This is a genomic window from Arthrobacter sp. zg-Y1171 (assembly GCF_025244845.1).
In the GTDB taxonomy this organism is placed as follows: Bacteria; Actinomycetota; Actinomycetes; order Actinomycetales; family Micrococcaceae; genus Arthrobacter_B.
Genome location: NZ_CP104264.1, coordinates 1,531,481 through 1,547,336, shown reverse-complemented (window position 1 = coordinate 1,547,336; position 15,856 = coordinate 1,531,481). Strand labels below are relative to the sequence as shown.

General features: G+C 62.1%; 18 protein-coding genes. 7 read left to right on the top strand and 11 right to left on the bottom strand.

Annotation, left to right across the window (positions count from 1 at the left end):
• Positions 1–46: 46 nt before the first annotated feature.
• The 3 genes from N2L00_RS07280 to N2L00_RS07270 are packed head-to-tail and all read right to left on the bottom strand — an operon-like array spanning position 47 to position 3,206.
• The gene (locus tag N2L00_RS07280; RefSeq protein WP_255863128.1) at positions 47–889 is read right to left on the bottom strand and encodes a carbohydrate ABC transporter permease; all 843 of its coding nucleotides are present in this window, start codon (positions 887–889) and stop codon (positions 47–49) included.
• A complete protein-coding gene (locus tag N2L00_RS07275; RefSeq protein WP_374676611.1) occupies positions 886–1,842 on the bottom strand; it encodes a carbohydrate ABC transporter permease in 957 nt (318 codons plus the stop codon). Before N2L00_RS07275 ends, N2L00_RS07280 begins: the two co-directional genes overlap by 4 nt.
• Positions 1,839–3,206, bottom strand: coding sequence for an extracellular solute-binding protein (locus tag N2L00_RS07270; protein WP_255863129.1), 1,368 nt, complete (start codon positions 3,204–3,206; stop codon positions 1,839–1,841). Before N2L00_RS07270 ends, N2L00_RS07275 begins: the two co-directional genes overlap by 4 nt.
• Before the next feature lie 192 nt (positions 3,207–3,398).
• Between N2L00_RS07270 and N2L00_RS07265 the strand changes: the two genes are divergently transcribed.
• From N2L00_RS07265 to N2L00_RS07250, 4 genes are all read left to right on the top strand, one after another.
• Positions 3,399–4,193 carry an alpha/beta fold hydrolase gene (locus N2L00_RS07265; protein WP_255766019.1) on the top strand — a complete coding sequence of 265 codons (795 nt, stop codon included), beginning with the start codon at positions 3,399–3,401 and terminating at the stop codon, positions 4,191–4,193.
• Positions 4,194–4,300: 107 nt separating this feature from the next.
• Positions 4,301–4,603 carry an antibiotic biosynthesis monooxygenase gene (locus tag N2L00_RS07260; RefSeq protein ID WP_255766017.1) on the top strand — a complete coding sequence of 101 codons (303 nt, stop codon included), beginning with the start codon at positions 4,301–4,303 and terminating at the stop codon, positions 4,601–4,603.
• A gap of 118 nt (positions 4,604–4,721) precedes the next feature.
• Positions 4,722–5,129 (top strand): YciI family protein, encoded by a 408-nt coding sequence (locus tag N2L00_RS07255; RefSeq protein ID WP_255863130.1) that lies wholly within the window; start codon positions 4,722–4,724, stop codon positions 5,127–5,129.
• Positions 5,130–5,135: 6 nt separating this feature from the next.
• Positions 5,136–6,290 carry an RNA polymerase sigma factor gene (locus tag N2L00_RS07250; RefSeq protein WP_255863131.1) on the top strand — a complete coding sequence of 385 codons (1,155 nt, stop codon included), beginning with the start codon at positions 5,136–5,138 and terminating at the stop codon, positions 6,288–6,290.
• 35 nt (positions 6,291–6,325) lie between these two features.
• Here N2L00_RS07250 and N2L00_RS07245 read toward each other — a convergent pair whose 3' ends face one another.
• From N2L00_RS07245 to N2L00_RS07225, 5 genes are read right to left on the bottom strand one after another with little or no spacing between them, the layout of a single operon-like run.
• Positions 6,326–7,093, bottom strand: a complete 768-nt coding sequence (locus N2L00_RS07245; protein ID WP_255766013.1) for an SDR family NAD(P)-dependent oxidoreductase — start codon at positions 7,091–7,093, stop codon at positions 6,326–6,328.
• A 52-nt stretch (positions 7,094–7,145) separates the two neighbouring features.
• Positions 7,146–8,153, bottom strand: a complete 1,008-nt coding sequence (locus tag N2L00_RS07240) for a sugar ABC transporter substrate-binding protein (RefSeq protein ID WP_255766012.1) — start codon at positions 8,151–8,153, stop codon at positions 7,146–7,148.
• 44 nt (positions 8,154–8,197) lie between these two features.
• Positions 8,198–9,238, bottom strand: a complete 1,041-nt coding sequence (locus N2L00_RS07235; protein WP_246165415.1) for an ABC transporter permease — start codon at positions 9,236–9,238, stop codon at positions 8,198–8,200.
• On the bottom strand, positions 9,235–10,734 hold the full coding sequence (locus N2L00_RS07230) for a sugar ABC transporter ATP-binding protein (protein WP_255766011.1): 1,500 nt from the start codon (positions 10,732–10,734) through the stop codon (positions 9,235–9,237). The genes N2L00_RS07235 and N2L00_RS07230 overlap by 4 nt, the downstream gene beginning before the upstream one ends.
• The gene (locus tag N2L00_RS07225; protein WP_255766010.1) at positions 10,731–11,786 is read right to left on the bottom strand and encodes an NAD(P)-dependent alcohol dehydrogenase; all 1,056 of its coding nucleotides are present in this window, start codon (positions 11,784–11,786) and stop codon (positions 10,731–10,733) included. The genes N2L00_RS07230 and N2L00_RS07225 overlap by 4 nt, the downstream gene beginning before the upstream one ends.
• A gap of 165 nt (positions 11,787–11,951) precedes the next feature.
• Here N2L00_RS07225 and N2L00_RS07220 point away from each other — a divergent pair, with 165 nt between their 5' ends.
• Entirely contained in the window at positions 11,952–13,040 is a 1,089-nt protein-coding gene (locus N2L00_RS07220) for a LacI family DNA-binding transcriptional regulator (protein WP_255766009.1), read from the top strand.
• Between the two features lie 254 nt (positions 13,041–13,294).
• Positions 13,295–13,867, top strand: a complete 573-nt coding sequence (locus N2L00_RS07215; protein WP_255766008.1) for a hypothetical protein — start codon at positions 13,295–13,297, stop codon at positions 13,865–13,867.
• 29 nt (positions 13,868–13,896) lie between these two features.
• Here N2L00_RS07215 and N2L00_RS07210 read toward each other — a convergent pair whose 3' ends face one another.
• The 3 genes from N2L00_RS07210 to N2L00_RS07200 all read right to left on the bottom strand — a co-directional run bounded on the left by N2L00_RS07210 (position 13,897) and on the right by N2L00_RS07200 (position 15,368).
• Positions 13,897–14,403, bottom strand: coding sequence for a hypothetical protein (locus N2L00_RS07210; protein ID WP_255863132.1), 507 nt, complete (start codon positions 14,401–14,403; stop codon positions 13,897–13,899).
• 102 nt (positions 14,404–14,505) lie between these two features.
• On the bottom strand, positions 14,506–14,733 hold the full coding sequence (locus N2L00_RS07205; protein WP_227933365.1) for a helix-turn-helix transcriptional regulator: 228 nt from the start codon (positions 14,731–14,733) through the stop codon (positions 14,506–14,508).
• Positions 14,733–15,368 (bottom strand): hypothetical protein, encoded by a 636-nt coding sequence (locus N2L00_RS07200; RefSeq protein ID WP_255863133.1) that lies wholly within the window; start codon positions 15,366–15,368, stop codon positions 14,733–14,735. Before N2L00_RS07200 ends, N2L00_RS07205 begins: the two co-directional genes overlap by 1 nt.
• Before the next feature lie 180 nt (positions 15,369–15,548).
• On the opposite strand from N2L00_RS07200, the gene N2L00_RS07195 reads away from it, so the two are divergent.
• A complete protein-coding gene (locus tag N2L00_RS07195) occupies positions 15,549–15,854 on the top strand; it encodes a hypothetical protein (RefSeq protein ID WP_255863134.1) in 306 nt (101 codons plus the stop codon).
• Positions 15,855–15,856: the final 2 nt, after the last annotated feature.

Sequence of the window (15,856 nt, the reverse complement as noted above, 5' to 3'; positions counted from 1 at the left end):
GCTGCCTTTCGAGGGTGGTAAGGAGGGAGGCCGGTGCGCGCGGGGATCAGCCCTTGAGCGCTCCGGCGGTGGCGAAGGACCCGCCGATGCCCTTGGTGACGATGACGTAGAGAACGATCACGGGCAGGGAATACAACAGTGAAAAGGCAGCCAGCTCACCGTAGGCAACGCTCCCGTACTGTCCGAAGAAGTTGAAGACGGTGACGGCTGCGGGTTGCTTGTGGCTGGACAGCAGCAGGATGAACGGGATGAAGAAGTTTCCCCATGCCTGGATGAACACGAAGATGAACACCACCGCCAGCCCCGGCCGCATCAGGGGTACGACGACGGTGCGGAGCGCCTTCATGGAGCTGGCCCCGTCTATCCACGCGGCTTCCTCCAGGCTCACGGGCACCGAATCCATGAAGTTCTTGGTCATCCAGATGGCCATCGGAAGGGACGTTGCAGCCATGAAGAGCGCAACGGCGGGGACGCTGTCGAGCTGCCCCAGCCGGACGAACATGCTGTAGACCGGGACCATCATGGCGGTGATGGGCAGTCCGGTGCCGAACAGCACCCCGTACAGGAACGGTTTGTTGTAGCGGGCCTGGTAGCGGGAGAGCGGATATGCGGCGAGGACGGCAGCAAGGACGGTGATCACAGCGCATCCGGCCGAGAGCAGGAAGCTGTTCCACAGCGGCCACAGGGTTTGCCCCGGCGTCAGCACCGCGGAGAAATTGGCCAGCGAAAACCGCTCGGGCATCCCCAGCGACGCACTCGCCCCGGGATCGAGGGAGGCGAGAACCAGCCAGGCCAGCGGCAACAGGAAGCAGGCCGCGATAGCGAGCAGCACACCGGAGGCTGCCGCCTTGGACGCACGGCGTTGTGTGGTGGCGATCCCGGCGCTCATGCGTTCCCTCCCGGTTTGAGGATACGGATATAGAGGAAGGAGAAAACCGCCCCCAGAAGCAGCATCACCGTCGCTATGGCGGTGCCGTAGCCGATCTTTCCCAGGCCAAACGCTTCAGCGTAGGCGAACAGCGGGAGCGTGGTGCTGCGCTGATTCGGGCCGCCGCTGGTCATCACGAAAATCAAGGTGAACACGGAGAGCGTCTGCAGGGTGATCAGCATGAGGTTCGTCGAGATGCTGTTGCGGATCATCGGGATGGTCACAAAGGCCAGACGTTTCCAGCCGCCGGCGCCATCGATTACCGCTGCTTCGGTGATTTCAGGGGCGACGTCGTTCAGGGCGGCTTCGTAGATCATCATCGAGAAGGCCGTCCCACGCCAGATGTTCGCGAGCACCACGGCTGCCAGCGGATAGGCAAAAAGCCATTCAACCGGTTCAATCCCGGCCAGGCCCGTGAGCGCGTTCAGTGTCCCGTCGCTGCTGAAAAATGCGTAGCAGGCAAAGGCAGCAACAATTTCCGGCAGCACCCATGCCGTGACCACGGTCGTCGCAACGATCGAGCGGACGATTTTCGGTGCGTTGGCAGTCATCAATGCCAACGCCAGGCCGAGGAAGTTCTGGCCGATGACCGCCGAGACCAGCAGGAAAACGACGGTCAGCCAGAGGGCGTTCGGGAAGTCCGGGTCCGTCAGCAGCGCCACGTAGTTGTCGATGCCGATGAAACGCGGTTCGGAAGCCGCTCTGCCCGAAAGCGCCGCATTGGTGAATGAACCCCAGATGGACCACAGGACCGGACCGAGCATAAACAACAGGAGCAGGACGACTGCCGGTGCCAAGGGGACGGCACGCCGGATCGATCTTCCCCTGGAGGAACGCCGCCCGGCAGGAACGGGTGACCGCTCTGGATGGCGCGGCCCCCGCTCCTGCACCGGTTGGGTGGGAGTGGTTGTCATCCCCGGCTGACATTCTCTTCGCCTACGAGGGAAGTGACGGCTTCGTCGTATGCCGCCGCTGCCTCGTCCACCGATTGTTCTCCGGTCATAACCGCTTCCATGGCCTGCTGGATGTTCCCGGAGATCTCGGCGTAGTCGGAGGTGGTGGGGCGGTAGTGCGTCACTTCCACCAAGTCGCTGAAGAATCCGCTGACCGGACTGGATTCGGTGAAAGCCGGATCTTCCGCGACATCGCCGCGCACCGGAACCTGGGACGCGTTCACGTTGTAGGACAGGCTGTTGTCCTTGTTTAACGCGGTGCTGATGAAGTCGAAGGCCAGGTCCGGGTCCTGGGTCCCGGCGCCGACCGCGAGGGTCCAGCCGCCGGACATGCTGGTGGCGCCCGGCTCACCGCCGTCCTGGGTGGGCATCGGCGTCACACCCATCACCTCGGACCATTCGGGCCAGGGGGTCGGACCGTCCTCGAGCCAGTTCCCGGCAATCCATGAACCGTCGATCGAGGCGCCCACTTTGTTTTCCGGGTACCACGCGCCGTTGAGCTGCTGGTAATAGGTGGAATCGAGGGCTGTCGCGACGTCGGGGCCAAGGCCACCAACGTAAATGTCGGAGATGAACTGCAGGGAATCCTTGAAGCCCTGCGAACCGACAATCCACTTGCCTTCGTCAGTGTCGTAAAGGGTGTCGTCCGTGCCATAGAGAAGCATCTCGAAGCCCTGCATCGACGCTGCTTCACCCATGCCGGTGCCGGAGTAGATATTGAACGGCACGGCGTCGGGATCCGCTGCCTTTACCGCTTTCGCCGCGGCCAGAATGTCTTCCCAGGTCTGCGGCTCCCAGGGTACCGGCAGGCCGGCCTCTTCAAAGACAACTTTGTTGTACCAAAGCGCGCGGGTGTCAGTCCCCATCGGCACCGCATAGGTCTTGCCGTCTGATCCGAGTCCGGCCTGTTTTGCGCTTTCGATGAAGCCGGTATCCCAGTCTTCCCACTCGGCAAGGTAGTCATCAAGCGCCAGCAGATAGCCTGCTTCCGCGTCCGGCCGGACCCTGAAACTGTCTTCATAGAAGACGTCCGGAGCGGTGTCCGGGGACCGCTGCATGAGGGACAACTTGGTGGCGTAGTCGTTTTCTTCTGCTTCGATCGGCTCCAAGTTCACTGTGACACCCGGGTTAGCCGCCTCGAAGTCTTCCTTCGCTTGCTGCATCAGTGCATCAACCTGCGTATACGCACTGGTTTTCTGGTACGCGACGGTGATCGATCCCCCGTCTGCGTTTTCTCCTCCTCCGCTTCCCTCGGGTGCGCAGCCACTGGCTGCGAGGACCAGGAGGACGGTGGTGGGCAATGCCCAGGACATGGACCTTCGCATGGTGCTCCTTTGCTCCATTCGCGACCCACGCTGTCTGAGCAACCGTTCGCTGTGACCGGAACCCAAAATGTGTGGGAGACGGCCCGGGTAGATATCGGCCGCCGTGCGGATAAGTAAAGCGACTGGACTAATTGCTGTCAACGGTTTCTTGAGAGGATCGAATCCGCACTCCGGGGCGGCGTACCCTGAGCTATGGAATCCGAGGTCCGCAATCTCAGCCTTCACACCGGCATCACGGTGCCGTGCCTGGTCCAGGGCGACGCCGATGCACCACCGGTATTGCTGCTGCACGCCTGGGCTGAATCCCGCCGGAGCTTCGACCGGCTGGTACCCGGACTGGCCGGCTTCCGGATCTACGCCCCAGACCTCCGCGGCCAAGGCGATGCGGATAAACCGCAGGACGGATACTCGCTGGCAGAGCAGGCCCAGGATGCCGCCGCGGTTCTGGATGCCCTCGACGTCGCGTCGGCGTCGGTCCTTGGCTCCTCGAGCGGCGGTTATGTGGCCCAGCAGCTGGCCGTTGCGCACCCCGGCCGGGTGGCGGCCCTCGTGCTGGTGGGCGCCCCCTTAACCCTCCAGGGCCGGCCCCCTTTCGCCGACGACGTCGACGGCTTGACGGATCCGGTCGCCGAGGACTGGGTGCACGGTTTCCTCGACTCGTTTCCCTTGATCCAAGAGGTTCCCCCGTGGTTCATCGAGGACCGGGTGCGTGACGGCGTCAAAATGCCATCCCACGCGTGGAAGTCCAGCCTGCGCGGCTTGTACATGGCCGCTCCGCCGACCGAAACGGGACCCATCGACGTTCCCACGCTGATCCTGTGGGGCGGGCAGGACGGCCTGCTGCCCCGCGCGGACCAGGACACCCTGGCCGCCCGGATTGAGGGCGCAGAACTGAAGATCTATCCCGATGCGGCCCACTTGGTCTTGTGGGAATGTCCGGAACAGGTCGCAGCGGATACGACGGCGTTCCTGGGCTCTCTCGCTTGAGGCCCGGTTCCGCCCAAAACCCGTCAGGGATGCAAACTTCCCGACATCATGTCGGTATAATCTTCTCGCCGGGCAGATCTGCCCGCGCGACAGTCGAAAGGACGCAAATGTACGTTGTGGTCAACACTTTGGAAGTTGGACCCGAAACCGCCGAGGCCTTTGAAAAGGCGTTCATTGACAGCATGGTGAATCTGGAAGGCGTCCCGGGACTGGGCCGCAGCACGTTGATGCGTCCCGAGGGAAAGAGCAACACGTATCTTTCCACCATGGAATTCGACTCCAAGGAGAGCTTTTTCGCGTGGCTGAAGTCCGATTCCTTCAAAGCTTCACACTCCGATGACCAGGCGCCGGGCATGCAGGCACCGAACGCTGTCGCTTCCTACACCGTCATCAAGGACACTGCAGCCTAGCGAAAAGTGACCGGGTACCTGCTGATCGCGGTTCCCTGTCGAGATTCCCTCCCCTGTTCCGTCCCCGGTGCGAACACAGCCACAATGGCTGTGTCACCACTGAACAAGGGAGACCGTCATGGCCAAGTACCTGCTGCTCAAGCATTACCGCGGCGCACCGGAAGCGCTCAACAACGTACCGATGGACCAGTGGACACCTGACGAAGTCGCGGCGCACATGCAGTTCATGGAGGACTATGCCGAACGGCTGCAGGCCAACGGCGAATACGTGGAGGGCCAGGCCCTCTCCCCCGAAGGAACCTTCGTGCGGTACGACGGCGAGGGCCGGCCTCCGGTGACCGACGGCCCGTTCGTGGAAACCAAGGACCTGATCGCCGGCTGGTTCGCCATCGACGTGGACGGCTATGACCGTGCGCTCGAACTGGCCGGAGAGCTGTCCGCGGCACCGGCCGCCGGCGGTAAACCGCTGCACGAGTGGATCGAGGTCCGTCCGTTCCTGGCTGCGCCCGTCACGATCACCGAATAACCACTCGTGGAGGAAAGCCTGCTGCGGGTGCTCACCCCGCAGGTCATCGCCGTCCTTGTCCGCCGCGGAGCCGACTTCGCGGCGGCCGAGGACGCGGTGCAGGACGCCTTGCTCGAAGCCCTGCGCACCTGGCCGGATAATCCGCCCCGGGATCCGAAGGGCTGGCTGGTCACCGCCACGTGGCGGAAGTTCCTCGATGCCACCCGCGCGGAGTCGTCCCGCCGCCGTCGTGAACTAAAGGTCGACGGCGACCGCGCGCCCGGCGTCGTCGGCTCCACCGATGACACGCTGCAGCTGTATTTCCTGTGTGCGCATCCGTCGCTGTCCCCTTCCTCGGCGGTGGCGTTGACCCTGCGTGCCGTCGGCGGCCTGGCCACCCGGCAGATCGCTGCCGCGTATCTGGTGGGCGAGGCCACCATGGCGCAGCGGATCAGCCGGGCCAAACGGACCGTGGCCGGCGTCCGCTTCGACACCCCCGGCGACGTTGCCACCGTGCTGCGGGTGCTGTACCTGGTGTTCAACGAGGGCTACTCGGGCGACGTCGACCTCGCAGCCGAAGCCATCCGCCTTACGCGCCAACTGGCCGCTGCCGTCGACCATCCGGAGGTGCGGGGACTGCTGGCACTCATGTTGCTGCACCACGCCCGGCGGGCCGCACGGACCGACGGCGGCGGACGGCTTGTTCCGCTGGACCAGCAGGACCGCAGCCGCTGGGATACCCGGGTAATCATTGAGGGCGTGTCCATCCTGCAGCGGGCGCTGGCCCGCGACCGGCTGGGCGAGTACCAGGCCCAGGCCGCCATAGCGGCCCTGCACGCGGACGCGCAGACGGCGGAGGACACCGATTGGCCGCAGATTGTTCAGTGGTACGACGAACTGGTCCGGCTCACGGGCAGCCCGGTCGCCCTGTTGAACCGGGCCGTCGCCGTCGGGGAGGCAGATGGGCCGCGCGCAGGCTTGGCCGCGCTGGCGGAACTGGATCCGTCGCTCCCCCGGTACACCGCGGCTCGGGCGTACCTGCAGGAGAAGAGCGGCGACGTCGAACTAGCCGCGCGGCTCTACGCGGAGGCGGCCCGGCTGGCACCGAACCTCGCCGAGCGTGACCATCTGACCCTGCAGGCGGCACGGCTCAATGCTGCGGCGGGTGAAGGACGTACATAACGGTGCGGCCGCACTTATTGACGCCGACGCAAGAGCTAAAAGACGGTATACCCTCCATCGACCACCAGCACGGAACCGGTAACAAAACTCGATGCATCAGAGGCGAGGAAAACGACTGCTGGGCTGACTTCATCGGGGTCGGCATAACGCTGCTGCGGTGCGTCTTCGATCCAGTAGCGTCGAAACCGGGGATCGTCCACTGGTGACATATCCGTTTTCACGTAACCAGGCGCTACAGCATTCACGCGGACACCGAGGGGCGCCCATTCGGCCGCCAGCGATTTTGTCAGCTGGTGCACGGCCGCTTTGGAGGCGTTGTAGGCCGGCTGCATCTGCGGACGGTTTACGATCATTCCCGAAATCGATCCAATGTTCACGATGCTCCCGGATCGGCGCTCGGTCATATGAGCGCCGACCTCCTGGGACATGTGCCAGAGTGCCGTGAGGTTCGTATCGATCACATGGGACCACTCGTCCTCGGTGACCTTCAGCGCCTCGTGGTGGATACAGGCACCGGCATTGTTGACGAGGACGTCAATGCGTCCCGCCTTGCCGACCGCCTCGGCGACAATGCGCTCGATGCCTGCCCTCTCGGTTAGCTCCCCTAGGACAACGTGAGAAGTGCTGCCGCGCGCCTCGATCTCGCTCTGCAGTTTGGCGGCGGCTTCAGCATCGCGTCCGTGCACGACGACGTCGGCGCCGGCTTCGGCGAGGGCAAGGGCAAACGCTCGGCCGAGGCCGCGGGTCGCGCCGGTCACCAGGGCAACACGGCCGTCCAGACGGAACTTGTTCAGTACGGTCACAGGTCTCTCTCATCTCTTCGGTCCATTTGAGTTTCCGGCGTAACCTCGGATGCTAGTTGCCGATAAGCCCTGCTGCCTTGTACAGGTCGATGTACTCCTGGGTGTTGTCTTTCGTGATGAGCGGATTGCCTACGTTCACCGAGACATTGTCTTCAGCCCCGGTCAAGAGGTCGTGCACTGCTTTGAGGTTCAGCTGGGCCAGCTCCGCGGCGTCCTGCAGTGAAGTAGCGGTCATCGTGCCCTCCTGGATGAGGAGGGTGGCTTCGGGTGTGCCGTCGACGCCGTATGCCAGCATCCCGTCGAAACCGGACTTGCCCTTCACCGCTTCGAGCGCCCCCGAAGCCATGTTGTCGTTCATTGAAATGACCGCGTCGATCTTCGGGTTGGCCAGCGACCAGTCCTCCATAAGGGTGAGCGCCTCATCCTTATTCCAATTGGCAGTGTCCTCGGCAACGATCGTGACATCCGGGCGCTGATCAAAGAACTCCTTTTCCCATGCCTCACGGCGCGCAGTGCCGTGGAAGTTCGCGGCTGGCCCGTTGAGGACCACAACATTGGCGTTCTCAGGGACTTGCTCCAAGGCAGCCTGAGCAACTATTGCGCCCTGGTCGTACGGATTGGCGTCCACGGAGCTCGCGCCGTCGATTCCCTCCACACGAGGATTGGTAGTTACCGTGACGATGCCGGCGTCGACGGCCTGCTGGATGTACGGAAGCTGGGCATCGGCGTTATTGGGCTGAATGATGATGGCGTCGAATTTGTTGGCGATCGCGTTCTCGATCAGTCGGTTCTCGATTTCATCGTCAGCCTGTCCATCGAATACCTCCAAGGTGATGTCTTCATAGTTCGCGGCCTCGGCCTTCATTTCGTTCGCGAGCCACGCGGCGAAGGAATCCGCCTGTGCCCGGGCGATGTACGCAACCCGGTATTCATCTTTCTGTTCGCGTTCTCCGCCACCGTCGGAGGTGGGGTTGCCCGTGGTTACTGAACAACCAGCAACGTTGAGTGCCAAAAAGGCTGCCGCGCTGACCGCGGCGATCCTGCGGGTGAGGTTCTTCATTGAAGTCTCCTAGTGGACGTTGAAGGCAGAACGATTGGGATATGTCATTGCTTGGGATTGGCATTTTCCAGGGCACCGGGTGACTCTCCGGCGGATGGTGGGGGCTGAACCGGCGGGGCCGACTTGAGGATGGTCGTCTTGGTCCTGCCCCGCTTGCTGAACACGTCGTAGGCCACGGCGACAACGATGATCAGCCCCATCACGATCTGCTGCACATAAGAGCCGATACCGATGAGATTCATAATGTTTCCGAGTACACCGACGATAAGTGCGCCGGCGAGCGTGCCGAAGACCGTCCCGACCCCGCCGGAAAAGCTGGTTCCACCAATAATCGGGGCGGTGATGGCCTGCAGTTCATAGCCGATGCCCGCATTGGGGAGGCCCGCGTTGACGCGTGACATGAAGATAACTCCGGCGATCCCGACCAACGCGCCGTTGATCAAGAACGCCTGATACTTCACACGCTCCACCGCAATGCCGGCCGCACGTGCCGCTTCCTCGTTGCCGCCAACGGCGTATACGGACCGGCCGTAACGGGTCTGGTTCATCAAGTACCAGATGACGGCAGTGATGATGAGCAATATCAGGACCGGTATCGGCAGCAAACCGAGGTTGCCCTGGCCGATCAAGATGAAATCCCCCAGCTGCAGGACGTTCTGCCCCTGCGTGAGTTCGAGGACCGCGCCTCGGGCCATCAGCATCATTCCAAGAGTGACGATGAAGGCCGGGGTGTGCAGAGTAGCTACGAGGAACGCATTGATGAGATTGCAGATCACGCCCACCGCTATCCCGGCTAGGAAGGCGAGAAGCATGCTATTGCTCGACTTATAGATCAGGACCGAAGCGACACCTGCGAATGCCATCACGGCGCCGGCAGAAAGGTCGATCATTCCGCCGATAATCAGCGTCATGGCACCGTACGCCAGGATCGTGATCACCGCGACTTGCCGCAGTACGTTGAAGACGTTGTCACCACTGAGAAAATTGGGGCTTAGGAAACTCGCTGCCACGAGTACCACTACCAGGATGATGAAAATGGAGTAGCGGCTTGCTTCGAAAGATCTCAGCCTGGACAACATAGTCATGCCACCTCGATTTGATTCATGGCGTGTTTGAGGATGGTTTCCTGTGAGAACTGATGCGGCTCCAACTCGGCGGTCATCCGCCCTGCCGACATGACGTAGATGCGGTCGCACATACCGATCAGCTCGGGCAACTCGGAAGAGATCATCAGGATGGCGCGGCCCTGGCGGGCCAGTGCGGTCATGAGCTTGTAGATCTCGAACTTGGCGCCCACGTCGATCCCCCGCGTGGGCTCATCGAGGAGCATGACCTTGGGATCGGCAATAAGCCAACGGGCCAGGAGAACTTTCTGCTGGTTGCCTCCGCTGAGCGATTCGATGCGGGTCTCGGTGCTCGGCGCCTTTACATTCATCTTCTGGAAGTACTCAGTGACTAATTGCTCTTCGACACTTGATCGATGAAATCCGCCGTGTATGACTTTCTTGAGACTGGCGAGCGTCGCGTTCTTTTTGATGCTGAGTTTCGGAATGATGCCCACCAGTCTCCGGTCCTCGGACAACATCGCTATTCCGTGCTCGATCGCCTTCTTCGGTGTATTGGTCCTAACCAGCACTCCGTCCACTTCGACGGTTCCTGAATCGAGAGGGTCGAGTCCGAAAACTGCTCGCACCACTTCGCTCCTGCCGGCACCGATCAGGCCCGCAAGGCCGACGATCTCGCCCGCCCGGATCTCGAAGTTGATGTCCTCGAAGGCATTCTCCCGGGACAGTCGCGAAGCTTTGAAGACCATGGCTCCCAGCTCAACACGTTCTTTTGGATAGCTTTGGTGGTCCAGATCGCGTCCCACCATCTGGGCAATCACCCGGGCCGAGGTGGTTTCCTGTGCCGGTTGAGAACTGACGATCGCGCCGTCGCGGAGAACGCTGACATCATCTGCGAGCTGGAACACCTCGTCCATTTTGTGGGAGATGTAGATGATCGACTTGCCTTCATCCCGAAGCGCCCGGATCTTCGCGAAAAGCGACTCGACTTCCTTGTGCGCGATCGCCGAGGTGGGCTCGTCCATGATGAGAATCTCGGCACTGTGATAGACAGCGCGCAGGATCTCCAGCGTTTGAATCTCGGATACCGTCAGCGTGTTGAGACGGCGGTTGCCGGAAAAATCCAGCCCCTCCTCTGTCATCACCCTTTTCGCTTCGCCGCGGATATAGCGCCAGTTCACCCTGCCGTACTTGAGGGGAAGACGTCCCATGAAGAAGCTCTCCGCGATTGTCATCTCCGGGACATAGTTCAATTCCTGGGAGATCATCGCGATGCCGTGGGCCCGTGCATCGATCGGGCTCTTGATGTGCACCTCCTCGCCGCGAACGTGGATCGTTCCGCTGTCGGGCTGGTAGATGCCGTTGATGATCTTCATGAGCGTGGACTTGCCCGCTCCGTTCTCACCGCAGACTGCGTGCACGGAACCGGGACGCACATCAAACGAGACCTGGTTCAGCGCCTTCACCCCGGGAAAGGACTTATTCAGGTCCCGGACCGACAGCAGGGCGCTGCTCATGCTGTGCCCCGCACATGCGGATTCTCCACGGTGCGCACGCCCGGAAGGACCATCCGCTTGAGGGAATTTCCAGCGCCTTCACCTACGAGAGCGTCCTCGACCTGCTCAATTCCGTATTCGTGGGTGACAAGCGAATCGACTTCCACAAGACCGGATATAAGAAGCGACCGTGCTATCGGCCACGTATTCGTATATCTAAACGTCCCGGTGACACTCAGCTCCCGCATGGCGATTTCGGGCACGGAAAGCGGAAATTCATCAGCGCTGCCGACCAGTACTACTGTCCCGCCTGCACGCGTGGAACGGATTCCGTTGAGAATGGCCGGCGTCGCCCCCGAGGCGTCAACGAATACATGCGCACCCAGTTGCTCCGTGGAATCCGCAGCTGGATCCACGACGCGGAGGCCATAACCTGCAGCAAGAGCGCGGCGGCCAGCGTTAATGTCGGCGACGACGACGTCGGTGGCGCCGAAGGCCCGCGCGACCTGGCCCGTCAGGATCCCAATTGGACCGCCTCCGGCGATGAGTACGGTATCTCCCACCTTTATCCCGCCCTTTTGCGCAGCGGCGATGCCGACGGACAACGGTTCCATAAGAGCCGCAGCATGATCGCTGATCGAGTCCGGCACGTCGTACGCGAAATCGTCTTGGATCAGGACGTATTCACAAAACGCTCCGTCAATCGGGGGCGTGGCATAAAACTCCATCTTCGGGCACAAGTTGTAGGCGCCCTCTCGGCAGAATTCACACACTCTGCAGGGACGCTGCGGCTCGATTGCCACCCGGCGGCCAACCCGGGACTCATCTACATCTGCACCGACGGCAACGATGGTGCCGCTCGCTTCGTGGCCGAGAACCAACGGGGACTCCACAACATAGGGACCGATACGGCCATGCTGGAAGTAGTGCACGTCTGACCCGCACACCCCCACGCTGTGAACCCGGATCAGCACCTCATCGGCCGCGGGAACCGGCACCGGCCGCTCCTCGACGATCAGGTCTTTCACTCCTCGAAGTACGCTCGCAGTCATCGTCGACGGGATCAGCACCATGAACTCCTTCGTTCCAGGTCTGCGCTTCAGTAGCGGGATGCGGTGAACATTAGAACGGTTTACGTAGAGTGGTCAATGTCTCCTCAAGGCCTTTACTTCGCATGGAACTTTTCTACTCAGGTAGTCGTGGCAGCGTTTAAACGTTTAGGTTGTTAGCATCGCGCAGTGACTAGGCAACCGAATCCCTCTAAGGCACCGACACTGACGAGCATCGCCCGGTCCCTGGGGCTTTCTCCTGCGACGGTCTCCAACGTCTACAACCACCCCGAGCGGGTCTCAAAGTCGGTGAGCGAGCGTGTACTCGCCGTTGCGGATGCGGTCGGGTACGCAGGGCCGGATCCCGTCGCCCGCCAGTTTCGCCGCGGGAAATCGGAGACCATCGGCGTTGTCTTCACGGACGAGATGTCCTTCGCTTTGCGCGATCCAGCCTCGGTCTCCCTCCTCGCGGGCCTTTCGACGGCCCTGCAGGATGCCCAGCTAAACCTGCTCCTGCTGCCGGCCGGCCCACCTCTTGGCAGCTCACGGGTATCGAACGTGATGGGAGCGGTGGTGGACGGCTTCGTGTTTTATTCGGTACCCGACGATGACCCGCATTTGGCGGCTGCGCTCAAGAGAAGGTTGCCGATTGTCGTCGTCGACGAGCCGGAAGTTGTGGGACACGCCGACTGGTTGGGACTCGACGACCATTCCGCAGCAGCTGATCTTGGTCGCTACTTGAGCCGCTTGGGCCACCGGAAAGTGGGGGTGATTACCTCCAGGTTGGGCCGTACCCGGCATAACGGGCCAGCGGATGAAGAGATGTGGAAAAACGCTGTCTACTCAGTCCAGCGCAATCGCATCCATGGTCTGAGGGAAGGCCTCTTCGGAGCGGACGCTGGGTCGATTGCGGTCGAGGAGCGCTTTGAAAACTCGGTGGACGCCGGGGTTACCGCTCTTCACACCCTTTTGCACCGGGACCCGGGCATCACTGCGGTCTGCTGCTTCGGTGATGTCCTGGCAATAGGCGCCCTTGAGGGGGCACGCCAGCGCGGATTGAGTGTGCCTGGGGACCTGACAGTCACAGGATTCGACGACGTGCCGGAAGCCGCACGGGCGGGTCTGACCACTGTGCGTCAGCCGCTGTTCGAGAAGGGCCGCATCGCTGGTGAAATGCTGCTCAGCCATCCGTTCTCCGATCGCCCCCGTCGCAGGTATCTGCCGACGTCCCTGGAGGTTCGGTCGACAAGCGACCGCCCGAATCGCAATTCCGTGTAAGCGGGGCCGTTCAGCTCGTCGGGTCCCGGCTGCCTGGAACCACAACACGCCAGGACTGAAGGCGTGGCCGCGATCCTAATCCTCCTTTCCTCGGCCGAGAAGCATTTAGCTAGGACTTCCTTGGCCTGATACGGTTTTTAGTCTGATTCACGCCCGCGGTAAGGACCGCCTGCCACACCGCGCCGCGACCGCCGCAGCAGCCGGCAAGCCCTACCTCCCCCACCAACCCCGAAGCACCGAGAGCACAAACCCACATGAGCAAGCACGCAGCAATGCCCGAACGGCCCGAACCGACGCCGATCCCCAACCCCGAGCGCACGCTCACCGTGTGGGAGGACGGGGTGCAGCTGGACTTCACCTTCGCCGACTGCATGAAGTACCACGGCCCGGGCTTCCCCGGCGGCGTCGCGCACGCCTTCGCAGCACTCGGCCGCGCATTGCCGGAACTGGCAGCCCGCACCCCCGGCGGCCGGGTGGAGCGCCGCGGGATCCGGATCCGCACCCCCTTCGGCGGCCCCGGCGCCCGGGACGCCTTCGAACTCGTGACCCGTGCGGTCACCGGCGACCGCTACGCCGTGCTGCCGGAGCTGGCCCGTCCCGAGCGCGGCAACACCCTGGCCCGCTACGTCTTCGAGCTGACCGCCGGGGAGGCAACCGTCACCTGCGTGATCCGGAATGAGGGCATCGTCGCGGACGAGTTCATCGAGCTCACCGCGAAGCCGGAGAAGACCGCTGACGAGCTGGCCCACCTGGAAGTCCTCAAGCGCGAGATGCGGGACCGGATCCTCGAGCGCGACCCGGCTCAGGTGTACGACGTCGAAGGCTAATTTCCACCTATTGGAAACCGGCCCTTCGCCTAGTGCCTGCGGTAGCGACTATTGGCAGAGGGGTCCGGGTGTTCTTCGCAGATTGAGGCAACCACCTTGGTCCCCGTTTCATCCGGGCTGATCCGGATATTGACCGGCCGCCCGTAGGTGTCGGTAGCCGGTATGTCGTAGGGATTCAGCGTGGTTTTGCTCTGCACAGTCAGGATGAGCGTCTTGGGATGATCCACTGTGTAACCGTGTTCCTGCCGCAGCATTTCCGCGATCCTGCCTTTAGCCGCTGACAGTTTCCTCTTGGCTGCAACTCCGACCTTGATGAGCACGGCAAAAGAAACAACGATAACGGCCAGAGGAATAATGATCCCCAGCATCAGCAGGTCTTTATAACCCTCAGCCTTGGGGTCACCCATGAATTCGCTGGCGACGATCATTCCAACGATCGATCCGATCGCCAGCACGATTGCCAGCCATGGGGCGGGCACCTTGGGAACGAGGCTTTCGCCCGCTTCTACTCCGGGGATTTCTTTGGCTTTTGACACTTTGAGACCTAACGGTAAAAGGCGTGCGGAACAGTAACTTCAGCAGTAGCACTGCAACGATACGGCTGGATCGCACGGATCACGGATTAAACCAAAACAGATTCAAGCGGGACGCGGAATCACTAAGAGATCCCCCACCTCGCAATCCAGCGCATTGCAGATCGCGGTCAGAGTGGAGAACCGGATGGCCTTGGCCCGGTCATTCTTGAGCACCGACAAATTCACCAGACTCACGCCAACCTGGCGGCTCAGTTCCGTCAACGTCATCCCGCGGGCTTCCAGGAGTTCATCAAGACGGCAGTGGATGTTCGACGAATCATCCGCCGGCATCAGACCAGGCCGTCCGTATCCTGCTGAATCCGACGGCCGTATTGGAAGACTCCCGCAACCAGTATCAGGACGAGGCTAAGCACCAGCGGCCAGGGGCTCAGCGTGCCTTCAAAGAGGACCAGTTCGTCGCCCGTCTGCCGCTCCATCACGACCAGGTCCGCAACGCGTGGCAGCGCGATTCCGTAGAGGCCCTGGCTAAACGTCCCGACCAGCAGCAGGACGATGCCGCAGGCGCCGATGATCCGTACGGACGCGGCGGTGAACAGGACCGCACTGCGGAGCCGGTAGGCGAGCAGGAATACCAACGCCTGGACGGCCAGCACACCTGCCTGGTGCAGCGCCGAAGACCAGGCAAGGAGCGCTGCGGGGCCGGAGGGAAGAGCGGGAACCGTAGCCGTCAGTGTTGTGTAGTGCGCTGTCACTCCGGCCGTCAGCCCGTCCACACTCTGGTCCTGTGCGCTGACCGGAAGATCCAGCGTCACCGGGCCCGTGAAGTACCCGACGATTTCGGAGATTGAAAAGGCAGTGCTGACCACCGCGGCCAATGCCGCCACAATCATGAATACGGTCGCGTCCGTTCGCGAAACGATTCTCTTTTCGTCTGCCGGCGCGCCGGTGTTTTTCATCAGCTTCATGGTTCCCCCCATATCGACTTTCGTTATTAACGATTGTCGATAACCTACGGCGCTGCGGTGTCGGCGTCAATGGCGCCCTCCGACAACCGTCTCACTCTGGCGGCCCAGCCCGGCCGGCGCTAGGCTCCTGCGCCCTGGGCCCGGCGGATCCGGCAGCCCGCCATCTTCGGAAGGATCGGCATGCGCATTGTGCGGACGTGGCGCGGCGTAGTCCGCAGCGACGACCTCGAGACATACGTCGAATACGTTCAGGAGACCGGGATCGACGAGTACCGCGCCACGGCCGGCAACCTCGGCGCCTGGATTCTCACCCGGAGTCTGGACGAGGGGCGTAGCGAGATTGTCACGGCTTCCCTATGGGTTTCCTTGGAGGCGATTCGCGCTTTCGCGGGCGACGACGTCGGCGCAGCCGTCTTCTATCCCGAGGACGATCGGTACCTGCTGGAGCGTGACCGCACCGTCTCGCACTATGAGCTCGCCGATTAGTC